The organism is Nocardia violaceofusca NBRC 14427 (assembly GCF_963869435.1).
GTDB lineage: Bacteria > Actinomycetota > Actinomycetes > Mycobacteriales > Mycobacteriaceae > Nocardia > Nocardia aobensis.
Genome location: NZ_CAWMPM010000041.1, coordinates 13906 through 28477, shown reverse-complemented (window position 1 = coordinate 28477; position 14572 = coordinate 13906). Strand labels below are relative to the sequence as shown.

Genomic DNA, 14572 nt, shown 5'->3' with positions numbered 1-14572 from the left:
GGGCGGCGGAATCAGCGCCCGGCGCGGATGATCGCCTCGACGTTGCGTTCGGCCAGCGCGGTGATCGTCAGCGACGGATTGGCCGCGCCCGTGCTGCCCGGGATCGCCGCGCCGTCGACCACGTACAGCCCCGGGTAGCCGTTGACCCGGCCGTAGTTGTCGGTGGCCCGGCCCAGCACCGCACCGCCCAGGGGATGGGCGGTGAACGGAGCATTGGCGTCGTAGCCGAGCACCTGATAGTCGAACAGCGCGCCCGACCGTTCGGCGATGCGCTGGTCGACCGCGCGGCAGGCGGCCACGATCCGATCCTGAGCCGCACGCGGCCAACTCAGGGCGGGGGCATTGCGCGCGGCGTCGTAGGTGATGCGCGTCCGGGTCGGATCGATCACCAGCCCGAGTGAGGCCAAGGCGCCGGTCTCCACCGGAATTCCGGGGATGTACCAGCTCTCCAGGGTCAACGGCATGCCGGATTCGTCGAAGATCCGGCTGGCGCTCGGCACGCCCTGCCCCAGCCCCGAGAGCCGGCTCTCACCGCGGGCCAGCGCGACGTCGCCGTTGGTGCCCCAGCCGTCGCCGACATGTTCGTCGAGGTTGGGCAGCGTGCCGGTGGCGCGGGCGCGAACCAGCAGTTCGGTGGTGCCGATGGATCCGGCGCCGAGGAACAGCTTGTCGCAGGTCAGAGTGCGGATGCCCAGGACCTTGCCGGTCGGGTCGATTTTCGAGACCTGGAGGACGTAGCGGTCACCGTCGCGGCCGATGTTGTCCACCCGATGTCCCGGAAACACCGACGAGCGGCCCGTGGCATGCGCGTACTTCAGATAGTTCTGGTTGAGGTCGAACTTCGCGCCGTTCGAGTTGCCGAGATTGCTGCGGGCCGCGGTGGCCGACGCGCGCGTGGCACCGGCCAATTCGGCGCGCACCGTATCCCATTTGAAGATGGACTCGTTGGGCACCGGCTCGTATCCGGCCGCGCGCACCTGATCGTCCCACATCCGGGAATGGGCGAACGGCGGCGAATTGTAGATGTCGGCCGGCATGACCGACAGGCGGAGCATCTGCCGCACGCGCGGATAGTAGGTGCGCTCCAATTCGGTGTAATCGACTGTGCCACCGAAGATCTCGTCGAAGTGCCGGCGCTCCGGAGCGATCATGCATCCGGAGAAGATCACCGATCCGCCACCCACGGCCGCGGCCCGCCACACATCGATCCCGTCGAATTCGGTGACATCGAGGACACCGCCGAAATCGGCGAAATGCATGGCGACCTTGGTGATGCCGGTGAAGCTGGTGCGATGCCAGAATCCGCGGCCGTCGGGCAGATCGTCGCCGGTGAAGATCTCTCGCCAGGGATCGTTCGGCCAGCGCGACCCGCGCTCCAGCACGGTATTGGCGATACCCGCCTCGGCCAGTCGCAGTGCCGCGACCGCGGCGCCGAAGCCGGATCCGATCACGATCGCCTCGGTATGCTCCGGCGGATCCGCGAGCGGCACGAAGATCTCCGACACCCAGTTGCGGAACATCCCGTCCCACGCCGGATCGGCGGTGGCTGTTCCGGTCTCGCGCAACGCGCCCGTGGCACCCAGCAAAACCGCAGCACCGGCCGCCTGTAAAAAGGCACGTCTCCGCACCGGCCACCTCCCTCATCACGCATGGCCGCGCGCGAGATTACCGCCGAACTTCCTATCTCTCAACAGGATCGGCGCCGGCGACCGCGCTGTTACATGCGCGATCGCTATATCACGTAGTAGAGGGACTCAGGCGCGCAGACGTTCGCGACGCAGCCGCTCGACCTCGGGCAGATCGAGCGGTTCCAGTTCGCGACCGCCGAGGGCCCGCGTGAGCAGGTGGTCGGCCAGTTCGGGGTTGCGGGCAAGTGCCGGGCCGTGCATGTAGGTGCCGAGCACCGAGCCCTGCACCACACCCTCGAGGCCGTCGCCCACACCGTTGCCGACGCCCTTGGTGACCCGGCCCAGTCCGGTCGCGTCCGCACCGAGAGTCGTTCCGCCCCGGTGATTCTCGAAGCCGGTCAGCGGCTGGGACAGGCCGGCGAGCAGCGGTGTGGTGGCGACCTCGCCGATGGACCGGACCCGCTGCGGCGCGGTGGTCACGTCGAACAGGCCGACACCGTCCACGCGCTCCCCCGCCGAGGTTTCGTACCAGTTGCCCAGCACCTGGATCGCGGCGCAGATGGCAAGTACCGGAACACCTTTCGCGGCCGCACGCTGCAGACCCGGATAACGCTGCAGATGCCTGGTCGCCAAGCGCTGCGCGGAGTCCTCGGCGCCGCCGAGGGTGTAGATGTCCAGCGTCTCCGGCACCGGGTCCGCGAGCGTGATCTCCACGATCTCGGCATCGATACCGCGCATACGCAGCCGCTGCCGCAGCACCAGCGCATTGCCGCCGTCACCGTAGGTGCCCATCACATCGGGCAGCACCAGCCCGATGCGTACCGTCGATTCAGCCATCAGTGGTTTCCGTCCAGATCGCGATTCAAATCCCGGAAGGCGGTGTAGTTGGCGAGCACCTCGACCCGCCCGGGCGGACAGGAAGCGATGGCGCGCAACGGATTCGGCACGGTCGTGTGCTCGACACCGGCGTAGGTCAGCCGCACGCCCAGGTCGGTGGCGCGCTCGCCTGCCGCGACCACCTGAGTGCCTTCGAAGTGCTCGAAGCGCACATCCCACAGCCAGGACAGATCCTCGCCGTCGGGCACCTGGCCGTTGACCGCGATCACCAAACCCGTGGCGTCGGGGTCGATCATGGACAGCGCCTCCTGCCACCCGGCCGGATTCTTGGCCAGCAGCAGGCGCGCGGAGTGCTCACCCACCTGGACGGTGCGGTAGCGCCCCGCGATCTCGCGAACGGTTCCGGCGGCCTGCGCCGCGGTTTCCGCACGGCCGCCCAGCGCGACCGCCGCGGCCACCGCCTGTGCGGCGTTACCGCGATTGGCGCGCCCCGGAAGTGCAAGGTGCAAAGGCAGTTTCAGCCCGTCGGGCCCGCACAGATACTCCGCGTCGACCCACCACTGCGGAGCGGGCCGATGGAAGTCGGCACCGGTGCTGCGCCAGTGGTTGCCCTCCCAGACGATCGGCTCGCCGCTGCGAGGGCAGCTGGTGGCGTCGACCGCCCAGCCGCTGCCCGCCGACACCCACACCACATTGGGATGGTCGTAGGCGATCGAGGTGATCAGCACGTCGTCACAGTTGGCGATCAGCACGGTGTCGGGATGGCGGGCCATACCCTCGCGCAGTTTGCGCTCGATCATGTTGATCTCGCCGACCCGGTCGAGCTGATCGCGGCTCAGATTCAGCAGCACCACCGCGGCCGGGTTCAGCGCATCGGCCACGTGCGGCAGATGCAGTTCGTCGACCTCGATGGCGGCCAGCGGCGCCGCGCGGTCCACACTGAGCGCGGCGACGATTCCGGCATCCATATTGGCCCCGTCGGCCTGGGTGACGACGCGGCCCAGTTCGGCCAGCGCGGCCGCGGTCATCCGGGTCGTCGTCGACTTGCCGTTGGTGCCGGTGACCAGCACCGTCCGCCGATCGCGGCCCAGCTGGGTCATGATGTCCGGGGCGATCTGCAGGGCGATCAGCCCGCCGATCATCGACCCCTTACCGCGTCCGGCCTTCTGCGAGGCCCACGACGCCGCTGCCGCCGCCCGCAGCGCCAGCCGTCCGCGCACCGAGATGTCTGCCACCACGCGAGTGTATTGGTGGACGGACACCCGTGTGCGACCGGCCGATGTGATCTGCGACCGGGAGCGGGAGGCGGTCAGTAGAGCATGCGCCGGTAGTTCTCCGGTGCGTAGTAGTCCCGCAGCTCTTCCAGCGATTCGGTGGTGTTGCGCTGTACCTCCTTCACCAGGACCGCGTGGCCGGGCAACGGATCCTCCGGCCAGCGTTCGGGCCGCCACAGCTCGCTGCGCAGCAACGCCTTGGCGCAGTGGTAGAAGATCTGCTCGATCGCCACCTCGATGGCGAGGATCGGCCGGTGCCCCTTGACCACCATGTCGTCGAAGTAGGGTGCGTCGCGCAGCAGCCGCGCCCGGCCGTTGATCCGCAGCGTCTCGTTGCGTCCGGGGATGAGGAAGAGCACACCGACGTGCGGATTGGACAGGATGTTGAAGTATCCGTCGCCCCGGCGGTTGCCCGGCCGCTCCGGGACGGCCAGCGTCCGGTCGTCGATCACGTGCACGAAGCCGGCCGGATCGCCCTTCGGGGAGGCATCGCAACGCCCGTCGGCGTCGCTGGTCGCGAGGATGGCGAACGGCGCGGTCGCGATCCACTCCCGATCGAGCGGATGCAGGCGCGTCCGCTCCTTCGTCGCGGCGCGCGGCGCCGGCTCACCGAGCAGTTCCCGAAGTTCGGCGGCGCTGGTGATCTCGCTCATCACCCCATTGAACGCGCGAGATCCGCCGCGCGCCACCTACATCGGGACGTCGAACATATTCGGCTGTCCGGCCGCGTAGCGCGCGCTGTCGGCCTGGCGCAGCGGCTCCAGCTGCGGCGCCCGGTACAGCTGGAACAGCCGGCAGCGGGCGGCATTCGACCCGGCGACGTCCAGCAGCGCGTTCACCGCGGTGCGAGCAGCCTCGCAGGCACCTTCCATCGTCGCGAGATCGATGTTCGTGCGGACGTAATCGCCTGCGAGGAACAGGTTTTCCAGACCACCATGCGCATTCGGGCGCGCCGCCCACGAACCGGCGGTGTTGATCAGCAGCGGATCGGCGTTGGTGTTGCGGTTCTGCGCGGCGTCCCAGCTCACGCCGGTATCCAGGAACCACGACACCAGATCCGAATCATCCAGCGCCGCACGGCCTTCCAGATGCCGCTGCAACTGCGCCCAGACCTCGCGGGCGATTTCGTCGTGGGTGCACTCGATCGCCGGCTTGCCGTACAGGATGCCCGGTGTATTCCAGTCCGAGATGTCGACCGACAGGCAATCCCGCACCGAACCGTCCCCGGATTCGGAAAGCCTTGTGCGCGACCAGAACTGATTCTGCGCGATGGAGGTGAGCGACCACGGGGAGTCGACATAGGCGGTGTGGCCGCGCGCGATCTGGGTGGGACGGCGCAGATAGAACTGCATTCCGCTCATCCAGTTCACCACCAGGCCGTCCATGGCCGCCAATTCCGGCTGCACGGCGAGGATTTCCGGCGTCCACAGTGTGCGCGCGACCTCGACCGGCACCGCCAGCACGAAGTAGTCGGCGTCGACCGCCCGCTCGCCGCCGCCGACGGCCACCCGGGCGCCCGAGATGCGCCGCTCGCGCACGTCGAGCCCGCGCAGTTCGGCGGTGTCGAAACGCACCCCCAGGCCGCGCAGATGGGCCACCCACGGGTCGATCCAGGCCTCGTTGGTCGGGCCGTTCAGCAGCCGGTCCAGCGGTCCGTCGTTACCGGTCTCCAGCGGATTGCCCAGGAACTGCTCGCCCATGGAACCGATGGTCCGGGTACTGGCGTGATCGTCCTTCGCCGCGACCAGCAGTGTGGTGAGGGTGCGCGACATCAGCATGCGGAATTCCTGTGAGCGACCGCGGGCGCCCACGAAATCGCGCCAGGCGAGTTTCTCCCACTCGCCGAAACGGCGATCGTCGCAACTGGTGTTGAAAACCAGGAGCCGATTGGCGAAATACGCCGCATCGGTCATCGGCATCTTCATCGAGGTGGAGATCACCGAGGCGACGGTCTGACGGAAATCGTCGGGGGTGGCCCACGGTTTTCCGGCGCGACCCATCGGCACGATGGTGTCGTCGGCGCCGGCGCGGGAGAATCGCGCCTCGGCGGCCGGGACCAGATTGTCCCAGACACCGTTGGCATTACCCGCGAACGGAATTCGCCGCATGGTGTCGGGAAGGTGGTGATAGAAACCGGGGAAGAATCGGAAACCGTGCTCGCCCGGCAGATCGGCACGGCCGCCGCGACCAGTGTCCGGCACCGGAATGCTGCGCGCCTTACCGCCCAGCGCCCGGCGTTCGTAGACCGTGACGTCGAATCCGCGTTCGGCCAATTCGTGCGCCGCGGTCAGTCCGGCGACGCCGCCACCGAAAATCGCGACCCGCCGACCGGGATCGGCATTCGCACGAATCGGGCGCATCATGGCGCCCGCGGTTATCACACCCGCGCCGGCCGCCCCGCGAAGTACCGTCCTTCGCGAGACGGCCCCGTATTTCTCTGCCATCTATCGGGACCTCCACACCGCGGGTAACTGTATGCGGTGCGGCCGGGCTCTGTCTCGATCGGGGTGACAATTCGGCCGGGCAGCGATTCGGCGGGGAGAAATCCTCGCAAAACCGGTGCCCGGCGCGAATCAGTAGCCCTGCGGGCCCGGATAGTGCCCCTGCGGACCCGGATACTGGGTCTGCGGACCCGGGAACGGCGGCTGCGGGACGTGATATCCGAAATCGTCGGCGACCATGGCCGCCAATTCCAGCAGCGCCCGCCGGGTCGGCTTGCCGACCAGTTCCAGATCGATCTCCGCGCCCTCGGCGAGATGATCGTCGAACGGCACCACCTGCACCGCGCGGGTGCGGTCGAGGAACAGCTTGCGCAGCTGATCCAGGTCGACGGTCGAGGCGCCGCGGCGGGAGGCGTTGACCACCACCACGGTCCGCTCCACCAGCTTGCTGTAGCCGTGGTGCTCGAGCCAGTCCAGCGTCGCCGAGGCACTGCGCGCGCCGTCGATGGCCGGGGAGGTGACCAGGATCAGCGAACTCGCCATATCCAGCACACCGGCCATCGCCGAATGCATCAGGCCGGTACCGCAGTCGGTGAGAATGATGTTGTAGAACTGCTGCAGGATGCCGATCGCGCGCCGGTAGTCGGCCTCGCTGAAGGCCTCCGAAACGGCCGGATCCTGTTCGCTGGCAAGCACTTCCAGCCGGCTCGGCGCCTGCGAGGTGTGGGCCCGCACATCCGAGTAGCGGCCGATGTGCTGATCCTCGAGCAGATTGCGGACCGTCGAGCGGGTCTGGCGCGGCACCCGGTGGGCCAGGGTCCCGAGGTCGGGATTGGCGTCGATGGCGATGACGCGGTCACCACGCAGCGAGGCGAAGGTCGAACCCAAACCGACTGTGGTCGTGGTCTTTCCGACGCCGCCCTTGAGTGACAGGATGGCGATCCGGTAGTCGCCGCGCACCGGCTGATTCACCCGGTCCACCAGTTCGCGGTAGATCACATCGGCCGACGATTCGCCCGGATTGATGGCGCCACCGGTCACCTTGTGCACGGCGCGGCGCCAGCCGCTGCGCGGTGAACGCCGCGCCCGCTTGAGCAGATTCAGGTCGTTGACCGAACTGCCCGGCTGCACCGGCTGGGTCATGTGCTGCGGCTGGAACGTCGACTGCGGCGGCTGCTGCTGATACGCCTGCGGCAGTTGCTGTTGCGGCCCGGGGCCGCCCTGCCAGCCGCCCTGCTGCTGCGGTTGATACTGCTGGGGCTGCTGCGGCGGAGTCGAGGGCAGCGGCGGCGGCGCCCAGCTGAAGATCGGTCCGCCCGCATCGGCGTCCCCGCCCTGCTGCTCGGGACCGGGCGGGGCCTGCCGCTCGTCGAAGACCCGGCGGACCATGCCGTCGGCGCCGATCTCCTGGCGGATTTCACCGTACGGCGTTTCCTGGCGGACCTCGCCGTACCCCGGTCCCGGCTCACCGGCACCGGGCCGGAAACCGCCCTGCTCACCGGGATTGCCCTGCGCGGCGAAACCACCCGGATCACCCGGATTGCCGTGCGGCGCGAATCCACCCGCGTCACCCGGATTGCCGTGCGGCGCGAATCCACCTGGGTCACCGGGGTTTCCGTGCGACGGAAAACCGCCCTGCTCACCGGGGGGCGCGAAACCGTTCTGCTCGCCGGGGAATCCGCCCGGCGCGAAACCACCCTGTTCACCGGGATTTCCGGGAGGCGGGAAACCACCCTGCTCACCGGGGTATGCGGCCGGTGCGAAGCCCGGTTCGCCGGGGTGGCCGGGCGGCGGGAAGCCGCCCTGATCGGCGGGGCCGCCGGGCGGCGCGAAACCGCCCTGCTCACCGGGGAATCCATTGGGCGCGAAACCATCCGGGCCGGGACCGCCCGCCCACGGCGGCGGGAATCCGTTCGGATCTCCCGGCGGGGCGAAGGGACCGCCATGGTCGTTCATCGGGAAGCCCGGCGGCGCGAAACCCTGATTCGGCGGATACGGGTTCGCTCCCGGCGGCGCGAACGGGCCCGGTGCGAATCCCCCCTGCTCGGGCGGGGCGAAGCCGTCGGGCCCGAACTGCGGACCGGGTGCGAACGTGGTCTGCTCGATACCGTCGGGCACCGGCGGAATGATCCCGGACGCCGCGTGTTCGAATTCCGCGGATTCGTCGGCCGGTGCGCCGTTCGGTTCGGCGTCGGATGTCACGTTCGCCGTCCCGTCGGATGCCGTTGTGTCCGCGTCGGATTCGTCCTGCGACGGCAGCGAGGTCGGATTGTCCTGGTCGGCAGCTGTATCGCCCATTCCCTGCCCCTGCAACCAAGGCGGTGAAGTGGAGTTGTCGTTAGTCGTCACGTTTCCCCCATCTGCTCGACAGAGTTCGAGCAGAGAGCTCGCGGCCAATGCGCCACAACGCTAGCACGCTGGCCGAATACGAGTCCCCCGGTGAACAGGGGCCGCACCCCGTACCGGACGGGTTGCCGCAGAACACCGCCCACCGCCTTCCCGGCGGTGGGCGGTCCCGGCTGTCGAGCGGGGTGTGTGGATCAGCGAGTGCGCTGTGCGCGGTTCACCGCGGAGACGACCGCGCGCAGCGAGGCGGTGGTGATGGAGGTCGCGATGCCCACACCCCAGGTCACCTTGTCCCCGATCGCGCATTCGACGTAGGCGGCGGCCTGTGCGTCGTCACCGGAGGACATCGCGTGCTCGGAGTAGTCCAGTACCCGCACGTCGTAGCCGATGGTCGCCAGCGCGTCGACGAACGAGGCCAGCGGGCCGTTACCGGAACCGACGATCTCCTGTTCGGCCCCGTCCACCTTCACCACCGCGGTGATGGTGTCGGTGCCGGAATCGGTTTCGGCGGCCGACATCTTCTGCCGGATGCGCTCCAGCGGCAGAATCGGGTTCAGGTACTCGTCGGCGAAGACGTCCCACATCTCCTTGGGCGTGACCTCGCCGCCCTCGCCGTCGGTGATCTTCTGAATCGCCTGCGAGAACTCGATCTGCAACCGCCGCGGCAACACCAGCCCGTGGTCGGTCTTCATGATGTAGGCGACGCCGCCCTTGCCGGACTGCGAGTTCACCCGGATCACAGCCTCGTAGGTGCGGCCCACATCCTTGGGATCGATCGGCAGGTACGGAACCTCCCAGACGATGTCGTCGATATCGGAATCGGCGCCGTCCGCCGCGGCTTTCATGGCGTCCAGGCCCTTGTTGATCGCGTCCTGGTGGCTGCCGGAGAAGGCGGTGTAGACCAGGTCGCCGCCGTAGGGGTGGCGCTCGTGCACCGGCAGCTGGTTGCAGTACTCGACCGTGCGGCGGATCTCGTCGATATCGGAGAAGTCGATCTGCGGATCCACACCGCGGGAGAACAGGTTCATCCCCAGGGTGACCAGACAGACGTTGCCGGTCCGCTCACCGTTGCCGAACAGGCAGCCCTCGATGCGGTCGGCGCCGGCCTGATAGCCCAGTTCGGCGGCCGCGACCGCGGTGCCGCGGTCGTTGTGCGGGTGCAGCGACAGCACGATCGAATCGCGGCGGGCCAGGTTGCGGCTCATCCACTCGATGGAATCGGCGTACACGTTCGGCGTCGCCATCTCGACCGTCGCCGGCAGGTTGATGATCAGCGGCTTGTCCGGGGTCGGCGCGATGATCTCCGAGACCGCGTCGCACACCTCGCGGGCGTAGTCCAGTTCGGTGCCGGTGTAGGACTCCGGGCTGTACTCGTAGCGCCAGTTGGTGTCCGGATAGCGCTGCTCGATCTCCAGGCACAACGTCGCGGCGTCGGTCGCGATCTTCTTCACCGCGTCGCGGTCGGCGCGGAACACCACGCGACGCTGCAGGATCGAGGTGGAGTTGTAGAAATGGACGATCACATTGGCGGCGCCCTGGCAGGCCTCGAAGGTGCGCTCGATCAGCTCGGGGCGGCACTGGGTCAGCACCTGGATGCTGACGTCGTCCGGAATCGCGCCGTCCTCGATGATCTCGCGGACGAAATCGAAGTCGGTCTGGCTGGCCGAGGGGAAGCCGACCTCGATCTCCTTGTATCCCATCCGCACCAGCAGGTCGAACATGCGGCGCTTGCGGGCCGGGCTCATCGGGTCGATCAGGGCCTGGTTGCCGTCGCGCAGGTCGACCGCGCACCAGCCGGGAGCCCGGTCCACGACCTGGTTCGGCCACGTGCGGTCGGGCAGCGTGATGGGCTCGACCTCCTCGGCGAAGGGCCGGTACCGGAAGGTCGGCATCGAGGAGTTCTTCTGCTGGTTCCACGCGGGCTGATCGGCGGGCGCGGGTTTGGACGGCGCGGTGATGGTGCGCGTACCGGATACGAAGGCGTCAGCGGGTGACATGGCGTTTCTCCGAGGGTGTGGGTGGGTGTCCCAAGTATGGGGTCGACCGGCACAGCTGAACCCCGCGACGGGAGCCGGTCCGATTCAGACCCCGTCGCGGCGGCCGAGGAGGAGTGCCCGCTGCATGATGTCGGCCAGTTTACAGGTCGGTCCGCGGCCGGGAAAAGGACCCTCGCCACACCCCCACGTAGCCTGGCCGGATGAGTTACGACCACGTGTTGCTCCCCGCGGGCATCGCCACCTCGCCCGATGCGGTGGAAACCTACCTGGCCGCACAGCAGGGACGGCCGCAGACCGACACCGTGGCGGCGATCGCGGCCGAGGTGAACCGGCGCAACGACGCGCTGCCGGAGGAGGAGGCGTTCCTCAGTGTCGCCACCGGCGGCGACGGCACCGGCGGCGCGCTGTACGTCGCCGCCCGCTACGACGCCATCGGCCACGTGCGCAACCTCCTGTTCGAACTCGCGACCCCGCGTGACTACGCGCTCTACGATCCGCAGCTGAACTGGCTGATCGATCCGACCGGTCGCATCGACGTCACCGTCACCCACGGCGGTGCGGGTGAATTCCCTTATCTCACCGAGCAGCTCGCGCACCGGTGGATCACCGAACTCGCGGAACCGAATCCGTACCTGATCGTGGAGCGCGCCGACCACCTCTACATCCAGACCTATCGCGACGAGCCCGGGCTGTACACGCTGGAATACCGCGACGGCGGCCCCGACCGGCATTTCGCGGTGCAGCTGGAGGACGGCGACCAGGTCGCCGCACTCGTCTGGGACTGGACCGCCGGGGAGCGCGGCCGCCTGGATGAGCTCGACTGGGAGGCGGTGACGTTCTGACGGAGACGTTCTGACGGAGACGTACTGACGGCCGTTGCGATCGGCGCCTCCGCGCCGTCAGAGCGTTCGGCGTCCCGACAGGGCGCGGCCCAGGGTCAGTTCGTCGGCGAATTCCAGGTCGCCGCCCATCGGCAGACCGGAGGCGAGCCGGGTGACCGACAGGCCCGGGAAATCCCGCAGCATCCGCACCAGATAGGTGGCCGTCGCCTCGCCCTCGGTATTGGGATCGGTGGCGATGATCACCTCGGTGACATCGACACCGTCCTCCTGATTTCCGATGCGCGCCAACAACTCTCGAATGCGCAGCTGATCCGGGCCGACCCCCGAGAGCGGATCCAGCGCACCGCCGAGCACGTGGTAGCGGCCGCGGAATTCGCGGGTGCGCTCGATGGCCTGGACGTCCTTGGGTTCCTCGACGACGCAGATCATGGTCCGGTCCCGGCGTGGGTCGGCGCAGATGCGGCACAGTTCTCCGTCGGAGACGGTGCCGCAGACCGCGCAGAACCGCACGCCGTCGCGCACCTTCTGCAGCGCCGACTGCAGCCGATCGATCTCCGGCGGCTCGACCGACAACAGATGGAAGGCGATGCGCTGGGCGCTCTTCGGACCGACGCCGGGCAGTTTCCCCAGTTCGTCGATCAGATCCTGGACCGGACCCTCATACACGGATTCGTCCTATCGGGCCGCTCAGAACGGCAGGCCGGGCACGGAACCGCCGCCCATGCCGCCGGCGAGCGGGCCCAGTTTCTCGGCGGCCAGCTGCTGCGCGTTGGCCATCGCGTTGTTGACCGCCCCGACGATCAGATCCTGCAGCGTCTCCACGTCTTCCGGATCGACCACCTTCGGATCGATCTGCAGCGACTGCACCTCGCCGCTGGCCTTGATCGTCACCCGCACCAGACCGCCGCCGGCCTCACCCGTCACATCGGTGGCGGCGATTTCGGCCTGCGCGGCCATCACCGCCTGCTGCATCTGCTGCGCCTGCGCGAGCAGGGCCTGCATATCGAGCTGTCCACCAGGCTCCACGGGGATGTCCTCTCTGCGGGATGCGGATGTGCACCAGCGTAGTCACGTTCGGATCCCGTCCGGTACCGGCCCGGTCCGGGCGCCTTTACCATCGGAACAGGGCCGGACGTCGGCACACGGGTCGGGCCAATCCGGTGGAGGCCGGTTATGTATCGGGATCAAGATCAACACATGTCTTCCGCATCTGCGCACACCCCATCCGCACCACCGCCGCGTCGCGGGCGGCGGAGTTCGGCACTGACGGCCGTCGTCGCGATCGCCGTTCTGGGCCTCGGGTCCGCCGTCCTGGCCCCGGCCGCCTCGGCGGATACCGATTACGGCGGTGGCTGCGTGCTCTACACCGACGATCCGGCGGCGACGATCGACGCGCTGCACAACCACTGTTCGGCCGAACAGCAGGATCAGATCTTCCGGGACGCACCTCGCGGCGACGTGCCGACCGGGGTGACCAACGGCTGGGTGACCCGCCCGCCGGTGATGGAGGCGGTGGCGCCGCCGTTCTGGATCGGCAAGAACTTCTACACCGGCCCCGACGGCGGCACCCTCACCAACCGCATCACCGCGGCCGGCATCGAGGGTTTCCCCGCCGACGTCTATTCCGGACCCGCCCGTCTGGACGGCCAACCGGCCTGGCTACTGGACTACCGCCCCTCGATCACACCCCAGATCCTCGACGAGATCCGCCAGGTGACCCCCGGTGTCTGGTTCGGTTACTCCTGGTGGAGAGGGTTCTTCCAGACCACGCTGCTGCTGACGTTCGCCCTCACCGAGCAGTAGGACTTGACTCTCCTGTTGCTGGAGGGTGTTCGCTTGTCCTCATGCCCGCGACAGTCTCCATAGGCGAGTTCTCCCGCCTCACCTATCTCAGCGTGAAAACGCTGCGGTACTACCACGAGATCGAGTTGCTCGAGCCGGTGTCGGTCGATCCCGGCTCGGGGTATCGGCGGTATTCGACCGCCCAGGTGGAGCAGGCGCATCTGATTCGCCGCCTGCGCGATCTCGATATGCCGATGCCGCAGATCCGCGCGGTCCTGGCCGCGCCGGATCGGTCGACCCGCGATGCCGCGCTGGCAGCGCATCTGGAGCGAATGGAAGCGGAGTTGCTGCGGACACGCGATGTGGTGGCATCGCTGCGGGCGCTGCTGTCACCCGGCGCGCCGATCGACGTGCGGTATCGCCTGGTTCCGGAGTTCACCGCCGTGACGATTCGCGCGCTGGTGTCGCGGGCGGAGATCGGTGAGTGGTGCGGTGCCGTGTTCCCCCGGCTGTACGACGTGCTCGCGGTCGCGGGGGTGGCCCCGGGCGGCCCGAGCGGGGGGACGTATTCGGCGGACTTCTTCGAGAACGAGATCGGCGAGGTGGTGGCGTTCGCGCCGCTGGCAGCGGATCCGGGCACCGCCTTCGACCGACACCGTGAGGTCGCGGTCCGCCGATTTCCGCAGCGCCGCTTCGCGATTGCGGTGCATGCCGGACCGTTCACCGACTTCGATCGCACCTACGGTGCGCTGGGTTCGCATGTGGCCGAACACGATACCGCGCTGAGCGAGCCGATTCGCGAGATCTACGTGGTCGGCCCGCAGGACTGCGCGGATCCCGCCGCGCAGCGCACCGAGGTCTGCTGGCCGATCGCATCGGCCTGATCGGGCGAACCGCGCGACACGCCTCGCGTATTCACGAATTTCCCACGAAGAGAGGATATTTCATGTCGATCAGTCTGGCCGCCGTCACCTTCGACTGCCGTGACGCCGCCACCTTGGCGAACTTCTACGCACAGCTGCTGGAGCGTCCGGTGGACCCGGAGGCCAACGAGTACTTCGCCTCGATCGGCCGCGGTGACGACGGCGATACGGCGCTGATGTTCATCCAGGTTCCCGACAAGACCCCGGGCAAGAACGTGGTCCACCTCGATCTGAGCGCACCGGACTGGCGCGCTCAGATCGAGCGGGCGGTCTCGCTGGGCGCCGAACACATCGGCGATTTCGACGAATACGGCGTGCGATGGGTCACCCTCGCCGACCCCGAGGGCAACCTGTTCGACATCGCCCACCAGCACTGACCGAAGCGACCGAAGATAGCGGTCACCCAGTCCGTGCACCCCAATGGTCTCGGCCCGCCTCGATTTTGGACTGACGGAGCGAGGGAGCGCAGCGACTGAGCGGAGGAGGGAAAAAACGAGGCCCA

General features: G+C 68.3%; 13 protein-coding genes. 4 read left to right on the top strand and 9 right to left on the bottom strand.

What is annotated here, in order from left to right:
* Nucleotides 1-11: 11 nt before the first annotated feature.
* From AC5592_RS29980 to leuA, 7 genes are all read right to left on the bottom strand, one after another.
* Nucleotides 12-1628: a GMC oxidoreductase gene (locus tag AC5592_RS29980; RefSeq protein WP_036497285.1), complete on the bottom strand. Its 1617-nt coding sequence runs from the start codon at nt 1626-1628 to the stop codon at nt 12-14.
* Between the two features lie 126 nt (nt 1629-1754).
* On the bottom strand, nt 1755-2465 hold the full coding sequence (locus AC5592_RS29975; protein WP_063066142.1) for a type 1 glutamine amidotransferase: 711 nt from the start codon (nt 2463-2465) through the stop codon (nt 1755-1757).
* Nucleotides 2465-3700 carry a Mur ligase family protein gene (locus AC5592_RS29970; RefSeq protein WP_063066167.1) on the bottom strand — a complete coding sequence of 412 codons (1236 nt, stop codon included), beginning with the start codon at nt 3698-3700 and terminating at the stop codon, nt 2465-2467. The genes AC5592_RS29975 and AC5592_RS29970 overlap by 1 nt, the downstream gene beginning before the upstream one ends.
* A gap of 74 nt (nt 3701-3774) precedes the next feature.
* Nucleotides 3775-4392 (bottom strand): pyridoxamine 5'-phosphate oxidase family protein, encoded by a 618-nt coding sequence (locus tag AC5592_RS29965; RefSeq protein WP_036497338.1) that lies wholly within the window; start codon nt 4390-4392, stop codon nt 3775-3777.
* A 36-nt stretch (nt 4393-4428) separates the two neighbouring features.
* Nucleotides 4429-6183 carry a hydroxysqualene dehydroxylase gene (locus AC5592_RS29960; RefSeq protein ID WP_198163969.1) on the bottom strand — a complete coding sequence of 585 codons (1755 nt, stop codon included), beginning with the start codon at nt 6181-6183 and terminating at the stop codon, nt 4429-4431.
* 129 nt (nt 6184-6312) lie between these two features.
* Complete coding sequence (locus AC5592_RS29955; RefSeq protein ID WP_232329613.1) at nt 6313-8478, bottom strand: nucleotide-binding protein; 2166 nt, start codon at nt 8476-8478, stop codon at nt 6313-6315.
* Nucleotides 8479-8720: 242 nt separating this feature from the next.
* Nucleotides 8721-10523 carry a 2-isopropylmalate synthase gene (gene leuA, locus AC5592_RS29950; protein ID WP_036497282.1) on the bottom strand — a complete coding sequence of 601 codons (1803 nt, stop codon included), beginning with the start codon at nt 10521-10523 and terminating at the stop codon, nt 8721-8723.
* Between the two features lie 200 nt (nt 10524-10723).
* Here leuA and AC5592_RS29945 point away from each other — a divergent pair, with 200 nt between their 5' ends.
* Complete coding sequence (locus tag AC5592_RS29945; RefSeq protein WP_036497280.1) at nt 10724-11365, top strand: hypothetical protein; 642 nt, start codon at nt 10724-10726, stop codon at nt 11363-11365.
* Nucleotides 11366-11422: 57 nt separating this feature from the next.
* Here the strand turns inward: AC5592_RS29945 and recR are convergent, their stop codons facing one another.
* Together recR and AC5592_RS29935 are read right to left on the bottom strand one after the other, a co-directional pair.
* The gene (gene recR, locus AC5592_RS29940; protein ID WP_030516496.1) at nt 11423-12031 is read right to left on the bottom strand and encodes a recombination mediator RecR; all 609 of its coding nucleotides are present in this window, start codon (nt 12029-12031) and stop codon (nt 11423-11425) included.
* Between the two features lie 21 nt (nt 12032-12052).
* Entirely contained in the window at nt 12053-12391 is a 339-nt protein-coding gene (locus AC5592_RS29935; protein ID WP_083870525.1) for a YbaB/EbfC family nucleoid-associated protein, read from the bottom strand.
* Between the two features lie 171 nt (nt 12392-12562).
* Here AC5592_RS29935 and AC5592_RS29930 point away from each other — a divergent pair, with 171 nt between their 5' ends.
* From AC5592_RS29930 to AC5592_RS29920, 3 genes are all read left to right on the top strand, one after another.
* On the top strand, nt 12563-13168 hold the full coding sequence (locus tag AC5592_RS29930) for a hypothetical protein (protein WP_051024119.1): 606 nt from the start codon (nt 12563-12565) through the stop codon (nt 13166-13168).
* Between the two features lie 41 nt (nt 13169-13209).
* Nucleotides 13210-14031 carry a MerR family transcriptional regulator gene (locus AC5592_RS29925; RefSeq protein WP_063066140.1) on the top strand — a complete coding sequence of 274 codons (822 nt, stop codon included), beginning with the start codon at nt 13210-13212 and terminating at the stop codon, nt 14029-14031.
* 62 nt (nt 14032-14093) lie between these two features.
* Nucleotides 14094-14447 carry a VOC family protein gene (locus AC5592_RS29920; protein ID WP_036497276.1) on the top strand — a complete coding sequence of 118 codons (354 nt, stop codon included), beginning with the start codon at nt 14094-14096 and terminating at the stop codon, nt 14445-14447.
* Nucleotides 14448-14572 lie beyond the last annotated feature (125 nt).